17 protein-coding genes are annotated in these 22,157 nt (G+C 42.9%); 8 read left to right on the top strand and 9 right to left on the bottom strand.

Annotation, left to right across the window (positions count from 1 at the left end):
• Positions 1-35: 35 nt before the first annotated feature.
• From ANSO36C_RS23875 to ANSO36C_RS23855, 5 genes are all read right to left on the bottom strand, one after another.
• Positions 36-1,613 (bottom strand): calcium-binding protein, encoded by a 1,578-nt coding sequence (locus ANSO36C_RS23875; protein WP_251956533.1) that lies wholly within the window; start codon positions 1,611-1,613, stop codon positions 36-38.
• A 923-nt stretch (positions 1,614-2,536) separates the two neighbouring features.
• Positions 2,537-3,145, bottom strand: coding sequence for a 3-isopropylmalate dehydratase small subunit (gene leuD / locus ANSO36C_RS23870; protein WP_251956532.1), 609 nt, complete (start codon positions 3,143-3,145; stop codon positions 2,537-2,539).
• A gap of 117 nt (positions 3,146-3,262) precedes the next feature.
• Positions 3,263-4,666 (bottom strand): 3-isopropylmalate dehydratase large subunit, encoded by a 1,404-nt coding sequence (gene leuC, locus ANSO36C_RS23865; RefSeq protein ID WP_251956531.1) that lies wholly within the window; start codon positions 4,664-4,666, stop codon positions 3,263-3,265.
• Positions 4,667-5,241: 575 nt separating this feature from the next.
• Positions 5,242-5,781 carry a DOMON-like domain-containing protein gene (locus tag ANSO36C_RS23860; RefSeq protein ID WP_251956530.1) on the bottom strand — a complete coding sequence of 180 codons (540 nt, stop codon included), beginning with the start codon at positions 5,779-5,781 and terminating at the stop codon, positions 5,242-5,244.
• Positions 5,778-6,896: a phosphotransferase enzyme family protein gene (locus ANSO36C_RS23855; protein ID WP_251956529.1), complete on the bottom strand. Its 1,119-nt coding sequence runs from the start codon at positions 6,894-6,896 to the stop codon at positions 5,778-5,780. Before ANSO36C_RS23855 ends, ANSO36C_RS23860 begins: the two co-directional genes overlap by 4 nt.
• Before the next feature lie 515 nt (positions 6,897-7,411).
• Between ANSO36C_RS23855 and ANSO36C_RS23850 the strand changes: the two genes are divergently transcribed.
• The 7 genes from ANSO36C_RS23850 (at position 7,412) to ANSO36C_RS23820 (ending at position 17,071) form a co-directional block, all read left to right on the top strand.
• Positions 7,412-7,912, top strand: coding sequence for a hypothetical protein (locus ANSO36C_RS23850; protein ID WP_251956528.1), 501 nt, complete (start codon positions 7,412-7,414; stop codon positions 7,910-7,912).
• A 178-nt stretch (positions 7,913-8,090) separates the two neighbouring features.
• Positions 8,091-8,828: an RNA methyltransferase gene (locus tag ANSO36C_RS23845; protein WP_251956527.1), complete on the top strand. Its 738-nt coding sequence runs from the start codon at positions 8,091-8,093 to the stop codon at positions 8,826-8,828.
• A gap of 174 nt (positions 8,829-9,002) precedes the next feature.
• Complete coding sequence (locus ANSO36C_RS23840; protein ID WP_251956526.1) at positions 9,003-10,565, top strand: serine hydrolase; 1,563 nt, start codon at positions 9,003-9,005, stop codon at positions 10,563-10,565.
• A gap of 858 nt (positions 10,566-11,423) precedes the next feature.
• Entirely contained in the window at positions 11,424-13,946 is a 2,523-nt protein-coding gene (hsdR, locus tag ANSO36C_RS23835) for a type I restriction-modification system endonuclease (protein ID WP_251956525.1), read from the top strand.
• 200 nt (positions 13,947-14,146) lie between these two features.
• Positions 14,147-14,791 carry a type I restriction-modification enzyme R subunit C-terminal domain-containing protein gene (locus tag ANSO36C_RS23830; RefSeq protein ID WP_251956524.1) on the top strand — a complete coding sequence of 215 codons (645 nt, stop codon included), beginning with the start codon at positions 14,147-14,149 and terminating at the stop codon, positions 14,789-14,791.
• Positions 14,792-15,199: 408 nt separating this feature from the next.
• The gene (locus tag ANSO36C_RS23825; RefSeq protein ID WP_251956523.1) at positions 15,200-16,669 is read left to right on the top strand and encodes a class I SAM-dependent DNA methyltransferase; all 1,470 of its coding nucleotides are present in this window, start codon (positions 15,200-15,202) and stop codon (positions 16,667-16,669) included.
• A 30-nt stretch (positions 16,670-16,699) separates the two neighbouring features.
• Positions 16,700-17,071 (top strand): restriction endonuclease subunit S, encoded by a 372-nt coding sequence (locus tag ANSO36C_RS23820; RefSeq protein ID WP_251956522.1) that lies wholly within the window; start codon positions 16,700-16,702, stop codon positions 17,069-17,071.
• Between the two features lie 40 nt (positions 17,072-17,111).
• Here the strand turns inward: ANSO36C_RS23820 and dprA are convergent, their stop codons facing one another.
• Positions 17,112-18,227 carry a DNA-processing protein DprA gene (dprA, locus tag ANSO36C_RS23815; protein ID WP_251956521.1) on the bottom strand — a complete coding sequence of 372 codons (1,116 nt, stop codon included), beginning with the start codon at positions 18,225-18,227 and terminating at the stop codon, positions 17,112-17,114.
• Between the two features lie 259 nt (positions 18,228-18,486).
• Between dprA and ANSO36C_RS23810 the strand changes: the two genes are divergently transcribed.
• Positions 18,487-19,566 (top strand): alpha/beta hydrolase, encoded by a 1,080-nt coding sequence (locus tag ANSO36C_RS23810; protein ID WP_251956520.1) that lies wholly within the window; start codon positions 18,487-18,489, stop codon positions 19,564-19,566.
• A gap of 315 nt (positions 19,567-19,881) precedes the next feature.
• On the opposite strand, the gene ANSO36C_RS23805 is transcribed toward ANSO36C_RS23810, so the two are convergent.
• The 3 genes from ANSO36C_RS23805 to ANSO36C_RS23795 form a co-directional block, all read right to left on the bottom strand.
• Complete coding sequence (locus tag ANSO36C_RS23805) at positions 19,882-20,571, bottom strand: YdcF family protein (RefSeq protein WP_251956519.1); 690 nt, start codon at positions 20,569-20,571, stop codon at positions 19,882-19,884.
• On the bottom strand, positions 20,571-21,224 hold the full coding sequence (locus tag ANSO36C_RS23800) for a DUF2301 domain-containing membrane protein (protein ID WP_251956518.1): 654 nt from the start codon (positions 21,222-21,224) through the stop codon (positions 20,571-20,573). Before ANSO36C_RS23800 ends, ANSO36C_RS23805 begins: the two co-directional genes overlap by 1 nt.
• A gap of 106 nt (positions 21,225-21,330) precedes the next feature.
• Complete coding sequence (locus ANSO36C_RS23795; RefSeq protein ID WP_251956517.1) at positions 21,331-22,155, bottom strand: SAM hydrolase/SAM-dependent halogenase family protein; 825 nt, start codon at positions 22,153-22,155, stop codon at positions 21,331-21,333.
• Between the last annotated feature and the right edge of the window lie 2 nt (positions 22,156-22,157).

Below are 22,157 nucleotides of genomic sequence, written 5' to 3'. Positions count from 1 at the left end.
TCCGCGGAGGCGGACTATGTTTAGATTCTGTATGATTACGCAACGATCTGAAAGTCTGTAGTTGCTAATACTGGTGGGGCTGTGAATGGCTTGTTATCGTTATCAATGTTGGCAAACAGACTACCTGTGCCATAGCCTGGTGATGTCAAGTTTTGGTTGAAGAATAAGTTGCCAGTTCCAAGACTGTAAGTAATGAGTCCAGAGCTAGTTGCAGCTGCTGCATCATTAGCTACTATCTGAATTTGATACAAATCATTGAGTCCGACAAAAGTTGTCTTATCTAAGACAATTTTGTCATAAGTGCGGCTGAAGTCAGTAATTTTATCTACACCCAGATCAGCACTATTGAACCATGCGCCTGTGTTGAACACAAAGCGATCGCTACCATTACCACCTGTAAGAATGTCATTACCTTTACCACCTTGCAAGATATCATTACCAGCATCACCATAGAGGCTGTCATTGCCAGCACCACCATAGAGGCTGTCATTACCCTCACCGCCAAAGCCTGTCAATGGTGTAGCTGTGCCACTACCATCAAGCAAGTCATTGCCAGCCGCGCCTGTGAACCATACCGCATTTACTCCTGTTCCTGCCAGGCTGTTGACATCAAGGGTGTCATTACCGCCACCACCATTGATTTCAAACCTCTCTGCGGTATCCACAGTTAGAGTGAAAGGAACCAGATTGAGCCGATCAAAAATTGCTCTGCCTTGGGCATCTCGTTGCAGCCGGAAGTTGTCTCCCGCAGCACCCGCACCGTTAACCTCAACTACATCATAACCAGCGTTACCACTGATTTTGTCGCTTCCGTCACCATTGTTCCAGATGAGTCGGTCGTTGCCGTTTCCGCCGATGAAGGTGTCGTTGCCCCGATTTCCGACTATGGTATCGTTCCCGTCCCCACCGGATAAAAAGTCGATACCATCGCCACCTAGTAACAAGTCATTACCAGCATCACCATAAAGGTTGTCATTGCCAGTACCACCTGTCAGGCTGTCATTCCCCTCACCGCCAAAGGCTGTCAACGGTGTAGCTGTGCCACTACCATCGAGCAAGTCATTGCCCGCCCCGCCTGTAAACCATACCGCATTTACTCCTGTTCCTGCCAGATCGTTGACATCAAGGGTGTCATCACCGCCACCACCATTGATTTCAAACCTCTCTGCGGTATCCACAGTTAGAGTAAAAGGAACCAGATTGAGCCGATCAAAAATTGCTCTGCCTTGGGCATCTCGTTGCAGGCGGAAGTTGTCCCCCGCAGCACCCGCACCGTTAACCTCAACTACGTCATAACCAGCGTTACCACTGATTTTGTCGCTTCCGTCACCATTGTTCCAGATGAGTCGGTCGTTGCCGTTTCCGCCGATGAAGGTGTCGTTGCCCCGATTTCCGACTATGGTATCGTTCCCGTCTCCACCGGATAAAAAGTCGATACCATCACCACCTAGTAACAAGTCATTACCAGCATCACCATAGATGGTGTCATTGCCAGCGCCACCATTGAGGGTGTCATTTCCAGCCCAACCACTGAAACTATCATAAGCGGCATCACCAGTACCTGTATCTGCTCCATTGGTTGGCCCTGGGCCTGGAATCCAATTTACTGCCATGATTAATACTCCTAATTGTTAATGTTTAAGTGAACAATGAGTTACTAGTACTTCATTTTTAAGAAAATAGTAAAAGTACTAGTTTCTATCTACAAACTAGAAAACTTATAGTTTTTAGCTGCTAAGTATTACTCAGAGATATGTCCTGCTTTTACGCAAAATATTGGTTTTTGTAAAAGTTCTTTACTATGAGCTTTGTAGGCAAACCTTACTATATTGTGACTTTTAACGTCATGTAAAAAAGAAAATTGGCTCCTGAATACCTTGCTTAAACTAGGTTTCAACTGATTAAATAAGTTTTGCTAAAGTTCAAATGAATGTAAATAGCTTTCAATAAATGACAGTATTAAATAGTAGCCCGTGTTTATGGTGTAATTCTAATAACAAAAGCAAAGTCATTAAATCGGTATTAATAACTGAGTCTTTGTCTAAAGGATTTTAAACTGCCTGCTACCTCAAAGTAGCCACTACAAATCAATTTATGCACTTAGTTACTAATTGTTTTTACTGAATTTAAAGCATTTATTTTTGCATTTACTCTCAAAGAAGTATTTGTCTAACGAGTAAAATATAATACTTTAATCAATACCTTCACTAAAAAAAAGAGTATGAAGAGAGAGGGGTGATGTAGTAAAGTTGTGAACTTCCAAAACGACAACTCAAAATCCACAAGCAGCCCATGTTCAAAATCGTATAGCTGTTACAATGCCTGCGATCGCAGATTACACTAGAATGATGCGATCGCTTGAATTGATTCTTTCTAGTAACATTTCCCGCCTTTAACCAATAGGCTTAACCCAAGCCTATTGGTTAATAACCCGCAACTTCGGGTGATGATTCAAGTTTTGATGTTCTTACGCAACGATTATAAAATTCTCAGTATTTTCTCATTCCCTAGCTGACAACCAGGGAACGAGAAAAGATTAACTCGCGGCAAAATTACCCCAACCGACGTAGGGTAATTTTGCCGCCGTTGTCCGAACTTGGTCAGCATTCGCCACCAACTGACCGCAAGCGTCCCAAGTCCCAGAAATAAATGTACTTCTTGTACCTTCACCGATCGCAACTGGGGCTGTGTAATCACCAATTTGCACTTGCAAAGTTTCCAAATTCACCGTTACAACGGCTTGGGGATTGGCAGCAACTAAGTCTTGCAGTTGTTTAACAGTAACAGCATCGGCTGTCAGACAAGGTATACCCATTGCCACACAGTTACCGAAAAAGATTTCGGCGAAGCTTTCACCGATTAAAGCTTGGATTCCCCATTTTGCGATCGCTTGGGGTGCATGTTCTCGTGATGAACCACAGCCAAAGTTACGGTTGACTATTAAAATCTTTGCACCTTGGTATTGGGGTTGGTCAAAGGGATGTTCACCTTTAAGTGCTGTCCGGTCATCAATAAATACACCTTCGCCTAATCCATCAAAGGTAACGGCTTTCAAATATCGCGCGGGTATGATGCGATCGGTATCTATATCATTGCCCACTAAGGGTATACCGCGTCCTGAAACTGTTTTAACTTCACTGACCATAAATTTTATAGAAAACGAACCGCAAAGAACGCATAGACACGAAGTGGCTTCCCGAAGGGTAGGACACAAAGGAAAGAAAGAAAAGTTTAAGAGATTTCTCTATGCTAGGAAGTGGGGTTACAGCAACTCACGCACATCAGAGACTTCGCCTTTAATGGCAGCAGTGGCGACCATCGCCGGACTCATTAACAATGTCCGACCGGAAGAGGAACCTTGTCTTCCTTTAAAGTTGCGATTAGATGAGGAAGCACTGATTTGTCTTCCTTGTAGCTTATCGGGGTTCATGGCTAGGCACATAGAACATCCCGGTTCACGCCATTCAAATCCAGCTTCTTCAAAGATTTTGTCCAGTCCTTCAGCTTCCGCTTCTTCCTTCACCCTTTCGGAACCGGGGACAACGAAGGCTTTGATTCCTTCTGCAACGTGGCGACCTTTGGCAATTTTCGCCGCTTCCCGCAAATCAGTAATTCTGCCGTTGGTGCAACTACCAATAAAGCAGACATCTATTTTAGTACCCTTGATGGGTTGACCAGGGTATAAATCCATGTAGCGGTAAGCTTCTTCGGCAATAAATCGGTCTTCTTCCAGCAGTTCTTCTGGCTGAGGCACTAACTGGTTGACACCGATACCTTGACCAGGAGTAATCCCCCAGGTGACAGTAGGCGGAATTTCAGCTGCGTCGAATACGACCACATCATCATACTCGGCATCAGCATCGCTCTTGATGGATTCCCACCAAGCTACTGCTTGATCCCATTCTGCACCTTTAGGAGCAAAATCTCTGCCTTGCAAGTAATCGTAGGTGACTTGATCGGGGTTGACATAGCCGCATCTAGCACCGCCCTCGATCGCCATATTGCAGACAGTCATCCTCTCTTCCATGTTCATTTGCTCAAAGGTTGTACCTGCAAATTCGTAGCCATAGCCCACGCCGCCTTTTACGCCGAGGGTGCGGATGATATGCAGGATGACATCTTTGGCGTAAACTCCAGGGTTGAGAGTGCCGTTAACTTCAACTTTGCGGACTTTTAGTTTGGAGAGGGCGAGAGTTTGGGAAGCGAGAACATCCCGGACTTGACTAGTACCGATACCAAATGCGATCGCACCAAATGCCCCATGACTCGAAGTGTGACTATCTCCACAAGCGATCGTCATTCCTGGTTGGGTCAGCCCAAGTTCTGGAGCGATCACATGAACTATACCCTGACTGCCAGAACCAATGTTGTAAAAAGTTATGTTATTTTCTCGACAGTTATTTTCGAGCGCCTGAATCATTTCCTCTGCCAAGCTATCGGCAAAGGGACGCGCCTGATTTTCTGTAGGCACAATATGATCGACTGTAGCAACGGTACGCTCTGGAAAGAGTACTTTTAGTCCCCTCTCGCGTAACATAGCAAAAGCCTGGGGACTGGTGACTTCATGAATTAGGTGAAGCCCAATAAATAGTTGCGTCAGCCCTGAAGGAAGTGTACCAACGGTGTGTAAGTCCCAAACTTTATCAAACAGGGTACCTTTGCTCATACGTCAATCAATATTTAAACAGTCCGGCCTCAACATAGTATCAAAAAAAAGTCTAGCTTTAGCGGTATCACCAAATTCTCAAGCGTAGGCAAGCCACTGGCTTGTGATTACTCAAATATCTAAATCCCGCCGGTAGCAACAGATGCTGGCTTGTTGTAATTTATCACCAAACACCTCTCGCCGTGGAAGCCCCTGTTTTCAAACATGGGGGCAAGGCGTAGGCAATTTTAAGACGCTCGCGGACTCGCCTTGCGCGTCGCTAACGCTGTCCAAAAATACTTGTGTTTCATGAGATAATAAGAGTATGTCGAAATGGGCGCTTACACTGTGTAAACCCGCAGAAACGGCTTCGCCAGTAGACATAGAGGCTGTCGCGTAGCCTTGATAGGGTAGAAACACACTGCTTGTTAAGTGGCAAACCAATGTGTTTTTGGGGCGTGGGGATGAGTCCATCCTCTGTTTAATCGTAACCGCGCCTAGAGGTTCGGGGGATAGTGTTTCGGAACCTGCGCGCGTTCTAAGCCGCTATTTCTCAGGGCTACTAAAAGCCCCCGGATTCATCCGTGGGGAATGCGTTACAACTCAATGATAAAGCTATTCCACAAATGAAAGTCCGCCTCTGCACCTTTATGAGTTAATGCCCAGTAAGTCACCTCATCATCTCTATTTTTAATAACGGTAGTAATACCAACTTCAATAGCTTGTTCTACCGAAATAATTTTATCCAAATTAATATTTAAAGGCAGTGTTAAACTATCAGCTTGATTCTGAACGTTAAAGGGTAGCTTTTCAAAAGCTGTTTCCTCTTGCATTTCTTGACGATAACCATCAAATCGATAGACATTCCAGTGACCAGCAGGAGAAAGATTGAATTCCCAATAGCGTTGAGAATTCTTGATGCCAAGAAAGAACTCAAAGCAGGTATTTTCCCATAATTGATGCTGGCGTGATGGTGCATTTGCTGCTGGAGCGATTGCAATTTCTTTTAAGTCGCCTTCTAGGGTGTAAGAGATGGTAAGTTGATTAGCATTTCGGGCGATATTGCCTGCAATTTTTAAATTAGGAAAGGACACGATAGAGGGGAAGGCTTGCAGAGTAAATGTTTGGTCGTTCATTTCATATCTTTAATAATGTTGCAAATCTGTATTTTTTGAGATTCAATACTTTCGGTAAGCTTAAACTGGACGAGCGCTCTTGCTAAGTTATGTTCTAGATGCTTGACTTTGAAGTAGATATTCCCCGCTAAATAATCAGCAAAAAATCTCAGTCCTAGTTCAAAAGTAATTAAACGAATTGCATCATATATGTATGCATAATCATTCTCCGTAAGAAATGCTTTGGCGACAGCAAGATAACCTTGGAGGATTTCTTGACACAAATCAGTGTCGAAATAAATACTTTCCCAATTCTCGGTTTCTTCACCAGCAAGATTGCAACCCGATCGCAGGCAATCACCAATATCGTAATGTACCAAACCGGGTTTAACAGTGTCGAGGTCTATGACGCTGACGGCTTGCTGGGTAACAGTGTCAAACATGACATTGTTGATTTTTGGATCGCCGTGCATCAAACGCAGGGGTAGAATACCTTGAGATTTGGCATTTTCTAGGATATGTGCAAAGGATTGGCGATCGCTAACAAACTGCAAGCAATAATTAACTTCAGAAGATTGACTCACACTAGCTTTTGCCAAAACTTTCTCGTAATGCTGGAGATAAAGCGGTGTAATATGAAATCCGGTGAGGGTGTCTGCGAGTTTTTCTGCTGGCAAATCGCTGATTAGATTGTGGAACATCCCCAAGGCATAACCGATTTCTTTGGCGTGTGAGCGATCGCTTATAGTATCAAAGGACTGAGAACCTTCAATAAAGCTGATTGCCCGCCAAAAGGAGCCATCTGCATCCTTGCAGTGATCTTGAGCGTTTTTGGTTAATAGTACGCGTGGCACTTCCCAGCGACGATTCAGGGGTGTGTGCTGTAACCGATGGCGAACGTGTTCAGTGAAGGTACACATATTCTGCATAATCAGTTCTGGCTGACGAAACACCTGCGTGTTGATGCGTTGCAGGACAAAATGTTGTTCTTCTGAGGAATCTATAGTCACCAAAAAGGTATCATTGATATTACCACTTCCCAATGGTTTAACGGCTGCAACCTTCCCCAATTGGGCAAATTGGTTAGCGATCGCTACTAGATTTTCTGCGCCCTGTGTATTAAATTTTTCTGTCATCTGTTTGGCCTGTACTATTCCTCACATACATTGCACGAAGGCAATAGGGGATATCGTAGCGCAAGTGTCAATACAATTCGTAATAGATATCTGTTGAATCGAAAAGACTTTGAGATGCCGATTAAGTAGGTAGGCATGATTAAATACAAGATGTCATTGCGAGTGGAACGAAGCAATCGCAAAGTCTCTGGGATTGCTTCGTTTCACTCGCAATGACAGAACATACAGCACTTCCGGCAGCTATGAGGTACATCCTCAAAGCTAAAAGCTATGTTAGGAGAGAGGCAATAAGAAAAACTGTATTGCATAATAGCGGGAAGCGCTGTATTATATTTTATTTACGCTCATTTACTTATACGTAATAGCCCTAACGTGTAGCGTAACTAAAGATTGATGTGACGAATGGCTATATTTGCCATAAAAAGCTAATTTTATATTTTATTACGGAAAAATATTTGGGAATTATAAGAAAGGGATTGTAAGCCTTATGTCCCATCCCAGATAAGTGCATAAATATGAAAAATTTACCTGATTTACTGCTGCGTTTATTTTTTGGTGCTGCTTTGGTTGTAATTGGTATAAATATTCAACGGTATGGCTCTGGGGGTTCATTTGTTATCTGCAAAGCTACTCCCTCAAAAACTGCATCTTGCACAGTAACTGAACGTTTCGCATTTAGTCAACAGATAATCGAAGAGAAAACTATTGATAATGTTACACAGGGAAAAGTTGCCATAATTAATGCTATACGATCAGACCTAGATGGTAATAGTGAAGATATACAGTTTTTTCGGGTGTTATTGGTAACAAAAAAGGGTATTAGTTACAAAATTGGTCAAGATGGAAAAGACCCGACGGAAGCCAAAGCTGTCGCAGCAAATATTAATTTTTTAATCGAGAATCCAAATGCTTCACCAATTCAATTAGATTATTCCTCCAATATTACTAATTTTTTAGGTTGGGGATTGATCGGGTTGGGAGTAACTGTGTCTCTTTTTATGCGTACTGAGAAATAATTAGAGCGGGGAGATGAGTAATGAGTAATGAGTAAATACCTATTACTTATAAAGTAAATAACTATCGGGAAGTATGTACTTAAAAGTTACAATAATGTCAAGGAAACTTGTCAGCAGAATACATAATGCTGAGAATTAGCCGAAAAATATCTTATGGTACGATCGCAGGAGGCAAAAAATGAGCTTGGCTGGATTAAGAATTGTGTTGGTAGAGCCAGCTGGGGCGATAAATATCGGCGCGATCGCCAGGGTAATGAAAAATTTCGGGCTATATAATTTAGTATTAGTGAACCCCCAATGCGATCCGCTATCGTCGGAAGCTTTGATGATGGCTGTTCATGGTCAGGAAATTATCGAATCTGCGGTATTAGTGCCGACCTTACCAGAAGCATTACATGGATGTGTCAGGGCGATCGCTACTACTGGTCGCGTCCGCAGTTTGGAAACACCTCTAGAAAATCCCCGCACTGCACTACCCTGGTTACTGGAGGAACCAGAAAAACCCTCAGCATTAATCTTTGGCAGAGAAGACCGGGGATTAAGCAATGAAGAATTAAATTATGCACAGCGATTTGTTGGCATTCCCACAAGTCCAGATTATGTCGCCCTCAATTTGGCTACTGCTGTGGCAATCTGTTGTTATGAATTGTCACAATGTGCCCAGCCTGACACTCAAACCTTACCTCAAACTGAACTCGCACCAATAGAAGTTGTGGAAGGATATTACCAGCAATTAGAAGCACTATTACTGAAAATTGGTTATGTATATCCCCATACGGCAGCTAGTCGCATGGGAAAATTTCGCCAATTGTATAATCGCGCTCACCTAAAAAATAAGGAGGTAGCGATGCTGCGAGGAATTTTGCAGCAGGTAGAATGGGCCCTTGAAACTCAAAGGGATGGTGAAAAGTTGTAATTATTCGTTTAGCATATACGCAATCATCCCCCAAAATATTTAATATGGCTTAAAGTAAACACAAAATGCTACTTAGTGGCAAAGTGTAATTTGAGTATTAATATTGCTTTTAAAGATTAAATTTTGGGTCAAGAGTCTGCAAGAAAACAGTCAAGTGGGTCACAAGGAGTAACAGTGTCAGAGTCAAGTGACGAACTAACAGGTTTCTCGCGGCGTCAGCCCTTAAATCGCCGCCAGCCGCCACAAAAAGTTCAAAAAGTGGTAAAAAAGAAAGTTAAAGCTAACAGCCAGCAGCAAACTACGAGTGGACGAGAAGGAGCGCTAACACGCGCCAAAAATCCGATTAGTCCTCCCCCAATCCCTGGTGCTAGACGTAGGGTAAAATCGGGGTTAGTTATGCCAGCAGCAGTAAAACCAATACCTAATGCAAGGGGGATTCCCCCCTTTCGACCAGGTGCTGTAATGGTCAAAACAGTGCGGATGGAAAAGCCAAAAATGGGCAGGCGCTCATCGCCAAAGACGCGGTTAAAGCCAATGGCAAAAACCATACTCTATATTGTGCGGTTATTGATTGTGGGTGTTGGCATGGGAGCCATTGTGGGTACTGTGTTGTCAGTATTAGACCCAGCGAATCGCGTCAGTCCTAATTCAGCGCAGCAATCTAATAGTAATGTGGTGCGATCGCAGCCACAACCTACCCAAACTCCCCCAGGTACACCTTCAAGCCTATATTTATCTCAGGAAATTACCTCTTTGAAAATTGCCGTGCAAAATTTGGCGGACAATAACCCAAATCTTACACCCGGAGTTTTCTTAGTAGATTTAGATACTGGTAATTATGTAGATGTTAATGGCTCTAACAGTTTTCCGGCGGCTAGCACAATTAAAGTGCCAATTCTGATTGCCTTTTTTCAGGATGTGGACGCAGGGAAAATTCGGCTGGATGAAATGCTGACGATGGAACAGAATATGATCGCTGGCGGTTCGGGAAATCTGCAATACAAGTCAGCAGGAACTCAGTATACTGCTCTAGAAGTCGTCACTAAAATGATTACAATCAGTGACAACACAGCGACAAATATGCTGATTGCCAAACTGGGAGGAATGGACGCTTTAAACCAGCGTTTCCGCACTTGGGGATTGACAACCACAATGATTCGCAATCAACTCCCAGATTTGCAAGGGACAAACACCACTAGTCCCAAAGAACTAGGAAATTTGATGGCGATTGTCAGTCAGGGAAATTTAGTAAGTATGCCATCACGCGATCTCATGCTCGATATCTTGCGTCGCACCGAGAGAAACACTCTGCTGCCATCGGGTTTGGGAACAGGAGCAAGAGTATATCACAAAACGGGCGATATTGGCACAATGTTGGCAGATGCAGGTTTAATTATTGTTCCAACTGGCAAACGCTACGTTGCTGCTGTGATGGTACAACGCCCTGGAAACGATCCTCGCGCCGAAAAACTGATTAGCTCAATTTCTCGTGCTGCCTACGAAGAGTTTAGCAAGAATGCTGTCATACCCAACAGCACTACAAACATTATACCCACGAATGGTTATCAGCCCCAGGTGATGAATCCTGCTTTACCCAACAGTACAACAGGCACAATGCCTATGAGCGTTTATCAGCCTCCTGTGGTGAGTCCTGTACCCAACGGCATGGGAAGTACTGTACCGGCTAACGGTTATCAATCTCCAGTGATGAATCCGCAGTATTACCCTCCAAGATAAGGGACTTTTAAATATAAAAAATATCCTATTGCTTTTAGAGCAGGGGGCAGGGGGCAGGGAGCAGGGGAAACTAGTACCGCAAGGCGAAAGTTAAAAGGTTGATATATCAAGGCTTGTGCCTGTTTGAAATGGCAGGTTATTTATGCCGTGCTGCACTGAATTAAAACCGTAAAGTATACTCCGTAGAGGCTAGCGATCGCAATCGTAGTGACAATTTCTGTTTGCAAATCAAATAGGATTGCTATACCCGAAACTATCAACCAAATAGTCTTTGCTCAAATTCAAACACTAATTGTCAAAATTCAAACGTTTGCAACAAATATAGGACTTACGCATTGACAGAAAAGCCGAAATGACAGTTATGCTTTTCAAGGCTTTTAGCTAGATTTTTCAACTATCTTTTTGCGATCGCAACTAACCAAGGGTGGTTTAGAAAAGCCTGAAACGACCTATTTACGTTAATACACAAGATAATTTGTTTGTACAGTGCGTAAGTCCTAAAATACTCTTCCATGTATAAAGAAAGGCTTAAATCATTGCAACAATTGTTGTAGTGAACTTATGAATTGATTAGTTATTGGTCATTAGACTTGTTGCAAAAGTCCCTAATACCTCTCCTGTAAGGACATTCACAAAATTATTGATACAAATCAATACGGTTCAGTTAAGGACAAGACTTATCCAAAATTAAGAAAAAACGAACCACAAAGGGCGCAAAGGACACAAAGGAATAAGAGTTTCTGAGAGTTTTTACATAAGTCCTGAAAGGTTTTTGGCGCTAACTGAACCGTATTGTGATATAAGTCACTATTCTTGCCTCCCCTGCTCCCCCTGCTTGCCATCTGTATCAATTTTGGAGTGAAATGGTATGACTCCGTGCAGTTAGTGTTACCAAATATGCCATCATTAAACTTCTCATTTCTTGCAGTCCACGATACACAACTTGTAAGATTAGGCGCTTTAGCTGAACGATATTTTGCAGATGACCCCAATACTTGTTTAATTAAGTTGCGACAGTTTGGGGAATTGCTGGCTCAGTTAGCGGCAGCCAACGTTGGACTTTATGAGGTAGCGGATGAACGGCAGATTAATTTACTGAATCGGTTGCGCGATCGCGGTTTAATTAAAGGAGAAGTCGATCGCTTGTTTCATGAGTTACGAAAAATTGGCAATCAGGCAACTCATGAGATTTCTGGAAATCACCGCACGGCTTTAAGTGGGCTGAAGTATGCGCGTGAGTTGGGGATTTGGTTTCATCGTTCATTTAGTGGTAATCGCAATTTTGACCCAGGCGCGTTTATTCCCCCACCTGACCCCAAAATAGAGACACAGGCACTTAAAACCGAGTTAGAACGCCTCCGAGATGAAGTACAAAAGAGTTTTTCGGAGGCTGAGGCGGCACAAGCATTAGTAACAGATGAGACGCTGCGTAGAAGTGCCGCCGAAGATTTGGCACGGGAAGTAGAGTCGAAAGTACAGGAGGTGTTAAATCACCTAGCAGAAATTCAGGCTCAAGCAAAAAGTGAGACTCAGCAAATCATTCAGCAAACTATTACTCAAGCTCAAGTCGCTGAAAGTGGCATACTGCTGGATGAAAGAGAGACACGCAGACTCATTGATGCTCAACTGCAAGCAGCCGGTTGGGAAGCAGATTCCGAAGAACTGACTCATCAAAATGGTGTGCGTCCTCAAAAGGGAAGAAATTTAGCAATAGCTGAGTATCCCACTGCGAATGGACGGGCTGATTATGCGTTATTCTGCGGTTTGCAAATTGTGGGAGTAGTGGAAGCTAAACGGCAAAGCAAAGATGTTTCCGAAGGTGCGCTCAACCAAGCTAAACGATACAGTGAAGGGTTCCAAATTACGGGAGAAATGTTTGCAGGTGGGCTGTGGCAAAATTATCAGGTTCCATTTGTCTTTGCAACCAACGGACGACCATATTTACAGCAACTTCTAACTAAGAGTGGCATCTGGTTTTGTGATTTGCGGCGATCGACTAATCTTCGCGTCTGTCTACCCACCTGGCACTCTCCTCAAGGATTACTTGATATTTTAACTCAAGATGTTGACCAGGCAGTAACTCGTTTAGCCCAAGAAGGTTTTAGCTATGGGTTGAAATTGCGCGATTATCAAATTCGCTCCATTCAAGCGGTAGAGTCTGCCTTGGCACGAGGACAACGGGAATTACTCGTGGCGATGGCAACAGGAACAGGAAAAACTAAAACTTGCATTGGTTTAGTTTATCGGCTGCTGAAAACTAAGCGGTTTCGCCGGGTGTTGTTTTTAGTCGATCGCACTGCATTAAAAGAGCAAACCACTAATGCCTTTAAAGATTCTCGCATGGAAAACCTGCAAAGTTTCGCTGATATATTTGAAATTAGCGATCGCCACAACACTGAGTTTGATCGTGATCTTAAAGTTCACATTACCACGGTGCAGGGTATGGTCAAGCGAGTTCTTTACCCTGCTGATGGTACAATAGTTACACCCGATCAATATGATTGCATTGTGATCGATGAGTGTCACCGGGGCTATTTATTAGATCGAGATTTAAGTGATACAGAATTAGAGTTTCGGGATTTTAACGATTACGTGTCAAAATATCGGCGGGTTTTGGAGCAGTTCGACGCAGTTAAAATTGGTTTAACCGCAACTCCAGCGCTACATACTACAGAAATTTTTGGCAACCCTGTCTACACTTACAGTTATCGGGAAGCTGTAATCGATGGTTGGTTAATTGACCATGAGCCGCCCTTTCAAATTAAAACAAAGCTTTCTGAAGAAGGGATGGTGTGGAATCCTGGTGAGCAGATGGAGTTTTTCAATCCCCAAACAGGGCAACTTGATTTAGTTCATGCCCCGGATGAAGTGCGGATTGATGTCGAGCAATTTAACCGCCGAGTTGTGACTGAAGAATTTAATCGCGTCGTCTGTGAAGCTTTAGCGGAGCATATTCACCCCTCACTAGCAGAAAAAACCTTGATTTTTTGCGCTACTGATGCTCATGCAGATATTGTTGTCAACCAACTTAAACAGACGTTTCAGGATAGATATGACGGCGTTGAGGATGATGCTGTGGTCAAAATTACCGGGAATGCAGATAAGCCATTGGAGTTGATTCGCAAATTCCGTAATGAAGTCAATCCCAAAGTTGCTGTAACCGTAGACTTATTAACTACCGGGATTGATGTGCCGGCGATTTGTAATCTGGTGTTTATTCGCCGAGTCAATTCTCGGATTCTCTACGAGCAGATGTTGGGAAGGGCTACCCGCCCTTGTGATGAAATTGGGAAAGAAGTGTTTCACATCTTTGATGCAGTGCGGCTATATGAAGCGATCGCACCTATTTCGACGATGAAACCCATTGTAGTTAAATCCTAACATTACCTTTACCCAACTACTGCAAGAGTAGAGACAGTTAACACTGATGCTGTCAAGATAGTAATTGAGCAACTGCTAGCCAAACTGCAACGCCAACGGAGACATTTAAGCGACAGTAACCGCGAACAATTAGAAAGCGATCGCGCAAATGCCAATAGAAAAGTATTGGATCTCACCTCAAGCAAAGTACAATACAGCAAGTGCGGGAATGGTTTCGAGACAAAAAAGCGATCGCTCAAATTCTTGACCGTCGAGATGGTGGAACTCAGCCAATATTAATTTCCCATCATCAAGATGAATTAGTCTCAATTGAACGCGGTTATGGCAGTGCTGCACGTCCAGAAGATTATTTAGAAAGTTTTAGAGCCTTTTTACTAGAGAACATGAATAAAATTCCGGCGCTGATTGTTGTCACACAGCGCCCCCGTGAGTTAACAAGGGCGCAACTTAAAGAACTGCGAATGCAGCTTGATGCAGCTGGATACTCTCAAACCAGCTTACAAACGGCATGGCGAGAAACGACTAATGAAGATATTGCCGCTTCTATCATCGGCTTTATTCGTCAAGCGGCCTTGGGTGATGCTTTAATTGCTTACAGTGAAAGGGTTGAACGCGCGATGAAAAAAATTCTAGCGAGTCAGCCTTGGAATACACCGCAACGCAAATGGTTAGAACGGATTGGGAAGCAACTCAAAGCGGAAATAATTGTTGATTGCGAAGCCTTTGATAAAGGAGAGTTTAAAACTCAAGGTGGTGGATTTGAGCGATTAAATAAGGTTTTCGGTGGAGAATTAGAGAATATTGTGATCAAGATTCATGAGAGCCTTTGGGATGTTGCTATTTGATATAAACTGCGTCCACCTTGAAAACTGTAGATATTCCGTATGAACAGAAAAAACCCTCATCCCCCAGCCCCTTCTCCCAATATTGGGAGAAGGGGAGCCGGAAAAAAGTCCCTCTCCCAAGTTGGGAGAGGGATTTAGGGTGAGGGCAAAAACTACGGTTCTCAACATAGATGAGGTTTAATTCGCGTTTATACCAATTTTTTATGAAGCTGCATAGAATTCGATCCCCCCTAACCCCCCTTTTTTAAGGGGGGAACCGGAATTAAAGTCCCCCTTATTAAGGGGGATTTAGGGGGATCTAAACGTTTTGCTACCGAGAAGAGGACTTTTCAAACATCCTCTAAGAAAAAATTCAGCTTTTACCTGTGTAGACACGGTTTCTAACCGCCCTTTTTCCCATTACAAATTATGACCGCTACCACCGATATTGTTCAAAAACTCTGGAATTTATGCCACGTTCTGCGGGATGACGGCGTTACTTATTTGCAATATGTTACAGAATTAACCTATCTGCTGTTCTTAAAGATGGCGCAGGAAACGGGGGCGGAGGCGCAATTATTACAAGGCTATCGCTGGGATGACTTGGTTACTCAGGATGGGGTAGAGCAACTAACATCTTATAGAAAACTCTTACTTATGTTGGGTTCGGAGAATTCATCTTTGCGAGTACAGGCGATTTTTGCTAATGCTCAAACTTCCCTCAAGCAACCCCGCATTCTCAAGAAGCTTGTCACCAGTATTGATGAATTGGACTGGTTTTCAGAACATCGAGACGAGTTTGGCGATTTGTATGAAGGACTATTACAGAAAAACGCCGACGAGAAAAAATCTGGTGCAGGACAGTATTTTACACCCAGACCGTTGATTGATTGCATGGTTTCCTTACTGAAGCCACAACCAGGAGAGTTGATTCAAGATCCGGCGGCTGGAACTGGAGGGTTTTTGATAGCCAGCGATCGCTATATTCGACAATACCACGATTCCTTCGAGTGGACAGAAGCACAACAATCTTTCCAACAGCATCAGGCGTTTTATGGTATGGAATTGGTGCAAGATGCTCACCGCTTGCTGTTGATGAATATGATGCTACACGGAATTGAAGGGGCTGTAGATTTGGGTGATAGCCTTTCCGCAGAGGGACAGCGACTAGCAAAAGCCGATGTAATTCTGACTAATCCACCCTTTGGGACAAAAAAAGGAGGTGGGCTACCTTCGCGGGATGATTTTACTTATCCCACCTCAAACAAGCAATTAGCATTTTTGCAACATATCTATAGAACCCTCAAACCAGGGGGACGGGCTGCGGTAGTTTTGCCAGATAATGTATTGTTTGAAGATGGACAAGGGCGGGCAATTCGGGCTGACTTGATGGCTAAATGTAATTTGCATACCATTTTAAGATTGCCCACTGGGATATTTTACGCCCAAGGTGTGAAGACAAATGTATTATTTTTCCAGCGTGGCACAACGGAGAAAGACAACACCAAAGCAGTTTGGATTTACGATATGCGTACCAATATGCCCAGCTTTGGTAAACGTATTCCCTTGACTCGTGGGCATTTATCTGAGTTTGAGCAGTGCTATGGAGATGAACCCAATGGCAATAGTCTGCGTGTCGATTTGGGAGAAAATGGGCGTTTTCGGTGCTTCACGCGAGAGCAGATTACCAAGCGTAACGAAAATTTAGATATTTCCTGGCTGCGAGATGATAGCTTGCGATCGGGCGATAATTTACCAGAGCCGGAGATAATTGCAGCTGAGATTATGGAAAAGCTGCGAATTGCCACAAAGGAGATGGAAGCTTTGATGATATTGCTAGAAGGTGAAGAAGCGGCGGAGGCTGTCAGTGCTTCCGTGGGGTTGTCAACTTTAGAATAGAAGCATGAGTGGTAGTGCATCAAGGATTAATTGATAGATAAATTTACAGGTAGTGCAATTAAAAACTTTCACCTTATTGATTTTCGAGAGTTAGCAATTCCTATACCACCACTGAAGGAACAAAAAGAGATTGTTCAACAGGTGAAATCGCTATTAGACATTAGCATAAAAGTTAAACAGCAACATCAATATGCTGAAACTTACTTAGACAAACTCAACCAATCAATCCTCGCCAAAGCCTTCCGGGGTGAACTCGTCCCCCAAGATCCCGATGATGAACCTGCATCAGTCTTACTAGAACGAATTCGAGCAGAACGAGAAAAATTAAACAATGGCAAACAAAAAAGCCAACGAACAAGCAAGCGCAAAAGCAAGACAGTAGAAGAACAAGGAGTAACGTAATTGCGAATTGCGAATTGCGAATTGCGAATTGCGAATTGTTTTAACTTTTTTGATACCGCATCCCTGGTAATTGCGAAACAAAACCCATAAGTTCCAACTGCAACAAAGCACCCGAAACTGAGCCAGCACCCATGCCGGTTTGTTGGACAATAAAATCAAAGGGTAAAGCATCACTTGTAAACGCATCCATTACCCTTTGCAATTCTGGCTCTAAAGTTGGCCTTAACTGTTCTGGTGCTGTAGAAGCCTCAATTGGATCAATTTGTGGTATTGCTCCCAGCATTGTTAACAGTTCATCTAATTCCTTGACAATCAAAGAAGCTCCCTGACTAAGTAACTTTAAGCACCCTTGAGATGGATGATCGTCCACTCTTCCAGGTAAAGCATAGACATCTCTGCCAAATTCATTTGCGTAGGTTGCAGTAATTAACGCACCTGATTTTAATGGCGCTTCTATTACGAGGATGGCGCGGCTTAAACCCGCAATAATCCGGTTGCGGCGGGGAAAGTGGGTGCGATCGGGTGGGGTTTTTGTGGGGTACTCACTTACAACTAACCCAGCCGTCAAAATTTGCTTGTACAAATCCCGATTTTTATGGGGATAGATGACATCTACACCAGTTCCCAAAACTGCGATCGTCCGTCCACCTGCTTTCATGGCGGCGATGTGGCTTTCTGTGTCAATTCCCTCAGCCATCCCAGAAACAACTGTAAAGCCATTTTTAGCCAATGCTGTACTAATTTGGCGAGTCCAACGGATACCGTATTCTGAGGGTTGGCGGGTTCCGACAATTCCAACCATCGGTTTTTGTCCGAGATTTTCTTGCAGTTCGACTTCACCGCGATAGTACAAAATCGGCGGTGGGCTTGGAGTCTCCAGCAGTAAGCGGGGATAATCTGCATCTGCTGGTGTCCAGAAATGAGAATTTTCCTGCTGGTGCTTGGTAAATAGTTGTTCTGGGTGTAGGCGCGATCGCTGTTGTACTACTTTTTCTAGTGTTTGCAAACCAAAACCCTCTACCTCTGCCAACTGTACTTTAGTAGCGTTCCAAGCTGTTGCTAGCGTACCAAAATGCTGTTCCAGCCGCCGCAGTAATACCGGGCCAATTCCCGAAATTTGTGCCCAAGCTAGCCAATATGCACCCTCTTCTACCACTGTTCCATCCTCACGCCTACTGGATTGAGTATTCCCAAATTGGGGTTGTTTGTTGATAGGGATGGGGGCAATGCTGTTCGGTTAAGGCAAGAGACGCGATGAATCGCCGTCTCTACAAAGACTTCTTTGCTAATTCCCCTTGACTTTTGACTCTTGACTCTTGACTATTAACTATTGACTATCTATATTCTGATTTTCTGTGATGAAATATTTTTATCGTCTTTTAATAAGCCTATCTGGGTGCTTAATATTTTTACTGGTGCATAGTGGCCTTGGTTTATTGCCTAGTTTGGCAGCCGAAAAAGTTACTGTCAGATACGGATTGTTTGAGCAATCGATTCCGGTGGCAGATATACGCAACTATGGCGAGACGCAAAAGGCTTCTAGCGATTTGCAATCTTTCTTAGATTACCTCAGCGCTAAAGAGAAAGAGAAGTTTCAAGATGCTCTGCAAGTGAAAATGTCTCTGGATATTGTGGCTTTAGATAAACTGCTAAATACAGGAATGGGCAAGCAAATTTTATCTTTTGCTTCTAGTGCGATCGCCCGTCGCGATCAAGCCAGTATACAAGCTCTACGATCTGCCATTATCATAGGAGCAAGATCACCAGAAGGTTTAGGAATAACTACCTTTCTAGAAGCCTATCCCAGCAATCAACTAGTTGTTGATGTGTCAAAAATTTCTAAACTAGTTGGTATGGCAAATTCATCTTCTAGTGCTGCTGATGCACCACCAAAAGATAATGTAACTTCTTCACCTTTAGGCAAAATTGCCCTGCAATATCAGACACTCGCCGCCCAAAATAAACAGTTCTCAGGTTGTTTATTTGGCGATTCTATTTCCGCCGGACTCGGTAACACACTTGGGAACGGTACTTTTAATTTTGGGTTAAATGGGCTGAGTACAATTTCATTACTGGAACAACTGAAAAGTTTAATTCCTACCAAGGTGAAATGTGAAAAAGCCATTATTGCTGTAGGTGGAAATGATGCTTGGTATGGAACTAGTGATGAGTTGTTTAGCAAAAATTTACAAGAAGCGATCGCACTAGTCCGCACAATGGGAACTAAAGAGATTTTCCTAATCCCGGCTTTTTATTCTACAGTTGCAGCAAGCTCAGATCCAACTGTAGCAGCCCCACTTTCTCGAGTTGAACAAATTAATGTTCTGATTAATCAAGTTGCTGAAGCAGAAAAAGTACCAGTCGCAGCATCAGGATTAGCACCATTGTATGAAAATAATGTTCTTAAAGATAATTTGACCAGTGATGGGGAGCATCTGAATGCAGAAGGTCTAAAAATTTATCGGCAAGCATTATTACAAATTCTCGGTAAGTAGTTCAACTGGAGACTGGGACAATTTTGATAGATTTATCGTAGGGGCATGGCATTGCCCATACGTGTCAACTTAAGCTAGAAATAGCTTAACTGTTGGCTTCCTCGCCCGCCCAGAAATAAATTTCAGGGCTAATAGCTAAAGTCTACTGAAGTAGACTAAAGATTTTTCGGATTATTTAGTCATCTTCAGATGACTTTCGCTATTAGCAAGGAACTTCAGTTCCTTGCGGGACATGACTCTTACGTTAAGTTGACACCAATGGGCAAAGACAAGCCCTTACCAGCGTATTTATATCATTATTAAAGTTAAATGGTATTAAGCTTTCCAATTCAAAAACCTTGCATAAATATAAGCTATGCCTTCATCAATAATTGTCCGCGCACCTGCGCTAGAAACCCACCATTTCTCTGGATTGTAATCTTGCGTTTTGGCAGCAATCACACCAACTTTGATATCAGGATTCAGTAATTTTTTGAAAAGTAGCCAACTCCTACGAGTATGAGCATCCAATGAAAAAAGATTAATTGATTTTATCTGTAAATTTGAATTAGATAGCCAACGATAAAATTCAGCAGCAGACGCATAGCTACGATCTTTAACCACCAAAGGTGTAGGAACAGCTACCACTTTTTCTGCTTCTAAACCGAGTTTTATCAAAGTGGCAACTGTCACTTCTGCAAAATTATTATATTCGGTAAGATGGCTTCCTTTTCCTAATGAGCCTCCGGTAGTAACTATTTGACGATAAGAACCGATTTTAAATTCAGCCAATGCTTCCTCTACAGCATAATCTGGTAGCCATCCTTCAACAATTAATACTTCTGCTGATTTGATTGGGGAAGTTACGGCAAGAAATGAGTGTACATTAGTAATGGCGAAAAATATGAAATAAATAATCAAAGCGATCGCAATCGCCCACCCCTGAGCCGTAAGTGTCCAGATTTCTTGGCGTTTGATTAATTTTATTTTTGGAAAATTTTGACGCTGACTATTTTTTGTCCGCATTAAACCTTAGCTAAACGTTGTTCTTTCAAGTAAGTAAATACAGACTTATCTCCAATATCAGCAGGAATTGCTTGCACTGTCTTTCGCAGAGCAAACACTAAAAATAATGTTGCCCAAATTCCTAATAAAATACTTTCTACCTGAGTTGGTAAAATTCCCACTAAATGTCCTAACAATAGTAGCGGTACTATTGGGGTTAATACTTTAGTTTCCAGGCGATTGAAGCAAAAAGCTTCTTTAAAATAAATACCTGTTAATGCAACGAAGATAAAACCAATTCCCAATAAGGTAATCGGCTGATTGTAAACAGCAAGAGCTAAAGGTTCACTACTAGACAGTGCCAATATCACTGATGCGATATTACCGATTGCCCAAAAAATTTGTAACGTTCGATGCAATGATGCCATGTAGATATGAATGGTAAATAAACTCACACCGAGAGCGAGACTAAAACAAGCATATAGAGGTGTCAGCGCAGTTATAATTGGGTTATTGTTGAGTAAAACCAAAGCGCTGCCTATAGCAAAGCTCAGTGCTGCTACCATTAATCCAGCACGGTAGATAATTACGCCAGTGCGATCGCTCTGAGTAATTGTAAATTCGCCAAACTGACCTTGATAAACTTCTGGTGCAGACAGTGTTTGTGTAGTCATAGTTAAGAATATAATGATGATTCTCTAGTAGAGTACAACAGGAAATTGCTCAAGGGTTACTTTTATTATTATGGGCAATGAAACGAACTTTATTGCAATTCAAGTGTTATGTAAACAAAACTTGTAGTGCATCTTGTAAATTAATCTGTAACTGTGAGTGAGCATTGCCACGATTAATAGCAATTTCTACCCAGCCGTGACTGCCAACTAAAGCTATCATCTCTCCAACGTTGACATCACTATAAATTTCACAGCCTGGGATACTCAACCCAGCGACTTGCACACACCAAGTTTTGCTTTGTACATAAGTCCCTGCAATATTGCTCACTAAGTTGCCAAAGTGGTCAATATATTGAATGCAACCCGCTACACCATTGCTTGTTTGCTTGCAGTTGCTTATATCCAACTTTACCAAACTTGCTGGATCAATTTCTTGTCCTAGCTCTTTGAGGGGAACACCACTAGCAAGATTAGCTGCTACTGGTGCAAAGATATCTCTACCGTGAAAAGTCTTACTTGGTTGAGGAGTTCGCCAATAGTTAAGATTTGTGAGTTCAACGGCTGCGTAGGCGTAGCCCGTCGTAGACATCGCTGGACTTTGACTGAGTACTCCGCTAAAGATACCATTATCTGGGCCTACCAAAAACCCTTGAGCAAATTCTACTGCGATCGCTCGTCGCTTGCTTCCCACACCTGGATCTACTACTGCCACATGCACTGTCCCAACGGGGAAATAGGCATAAGCATTCATTAAGCTAAACCTCGCTGCGGCGATATCTTGCGGCGGAATTTGGTGCGTTAAGTCTACCACCGTCAGTCTGGGGTTGATTTGGGCTATAACTCCTTTCATTATGGCGACATAAACATCGCGATCGCTAAAATCGCTCAACAAAGTTACGAGTGGTTGTTGCCCTATCTCATTCTTAGACATAT

Source organism: Nostoc cf. commune SO-36 (assembly GCF_023734775.1).
In the GTDB taxonomy this organism is placed as follows: domain Bacteria; phylum Cyanobacteriota; class Cyanobacteriia; order Cyanobacteriales; family Nostocaceae; genus Nostoc; species Nostoc commune_A.
The sequence above is the reverse complement of the archived record's forward strand: the minus strand, read 5'-3'. Positions and strand labels throughout refer to the sequence as shown.

Coding starts and splice junctions, on each gene's coding strand:
- ANSO36C_RS23875 (WP_251956533.1), bottom strand. CDS start 1,613: ATGGCAGTAAATTGGATTCCAGGCCCAGGGCCAACCAATGGAGCAGAT.
- leuD (WP_251956532.1), bottom strand. CDS start 3,145: ATGGTCAGTGAAGTTAAAACAGTTTCAGGACGCGGTATACCCTTAGTG.
- leuC (WP_251956531.1), bottom strand. CDS start 4,666: ATGAGCAAAGGTACCCTGTTTGATAAAGTTTGGGACTTACACACCGTT.
- ANSO36C_RS23860 (WP_251956530.1), bottom strand. CDS start 5,781: ATGAACGACCAAACATTTACTCTGCAAGCCTTCCCCTCTATCGTGTCC.
- ANSO36C_RS23855 (WP_251956529.1), bottom strand. CDS start 6,896: ATGACAGAAAAATTTAATACACAGGGCGCAGAAAATCTAGTAGCGATC.
- ANSO36C_RS23850 (WP_251956528.1), top strand. CDS start 7,412: ATGAAAAATTTACCTGATTTACTGCTGCGTTTATTTTTTGGTGCTGCT.
- ANSO36C_RS23845 (WP_251956527.1), top strand. CDS start 8,091: ATGAGCTTGGCTGGATTAAGAATTGTGTTGGTAGAGCCAGCTGGGGCG.
- ANSO36C_RS23825 (WP_251956523.1), top strand. CDS start 15,200: ATGACCGCTACCACCGATATTGTTCAAAAACTCTGGAATTTATGCCAC.
- ANSO36C_RS23805 (WP_251956519.1), bottom strand. CDS start 20,571: ATGCGGACAAAAAATAGTCAGCGTCAAAATTTTCCAAAAATAAAATTA.
- ANSO36C_RS23800 (WP_251956518.1), bottom strand. CDS start 21,224: ATGACTACACAAACACTGTCTGCACCAGAAGTTTATCAAGGTCAGTTT.
- ANSO36C_RS23795 (WP_251956517.1), bottom strand. CDS start 22,155: ATGTCTAAGAATGAGATAGGGCAACAACCACTCGTAACTTTGTTGAGC.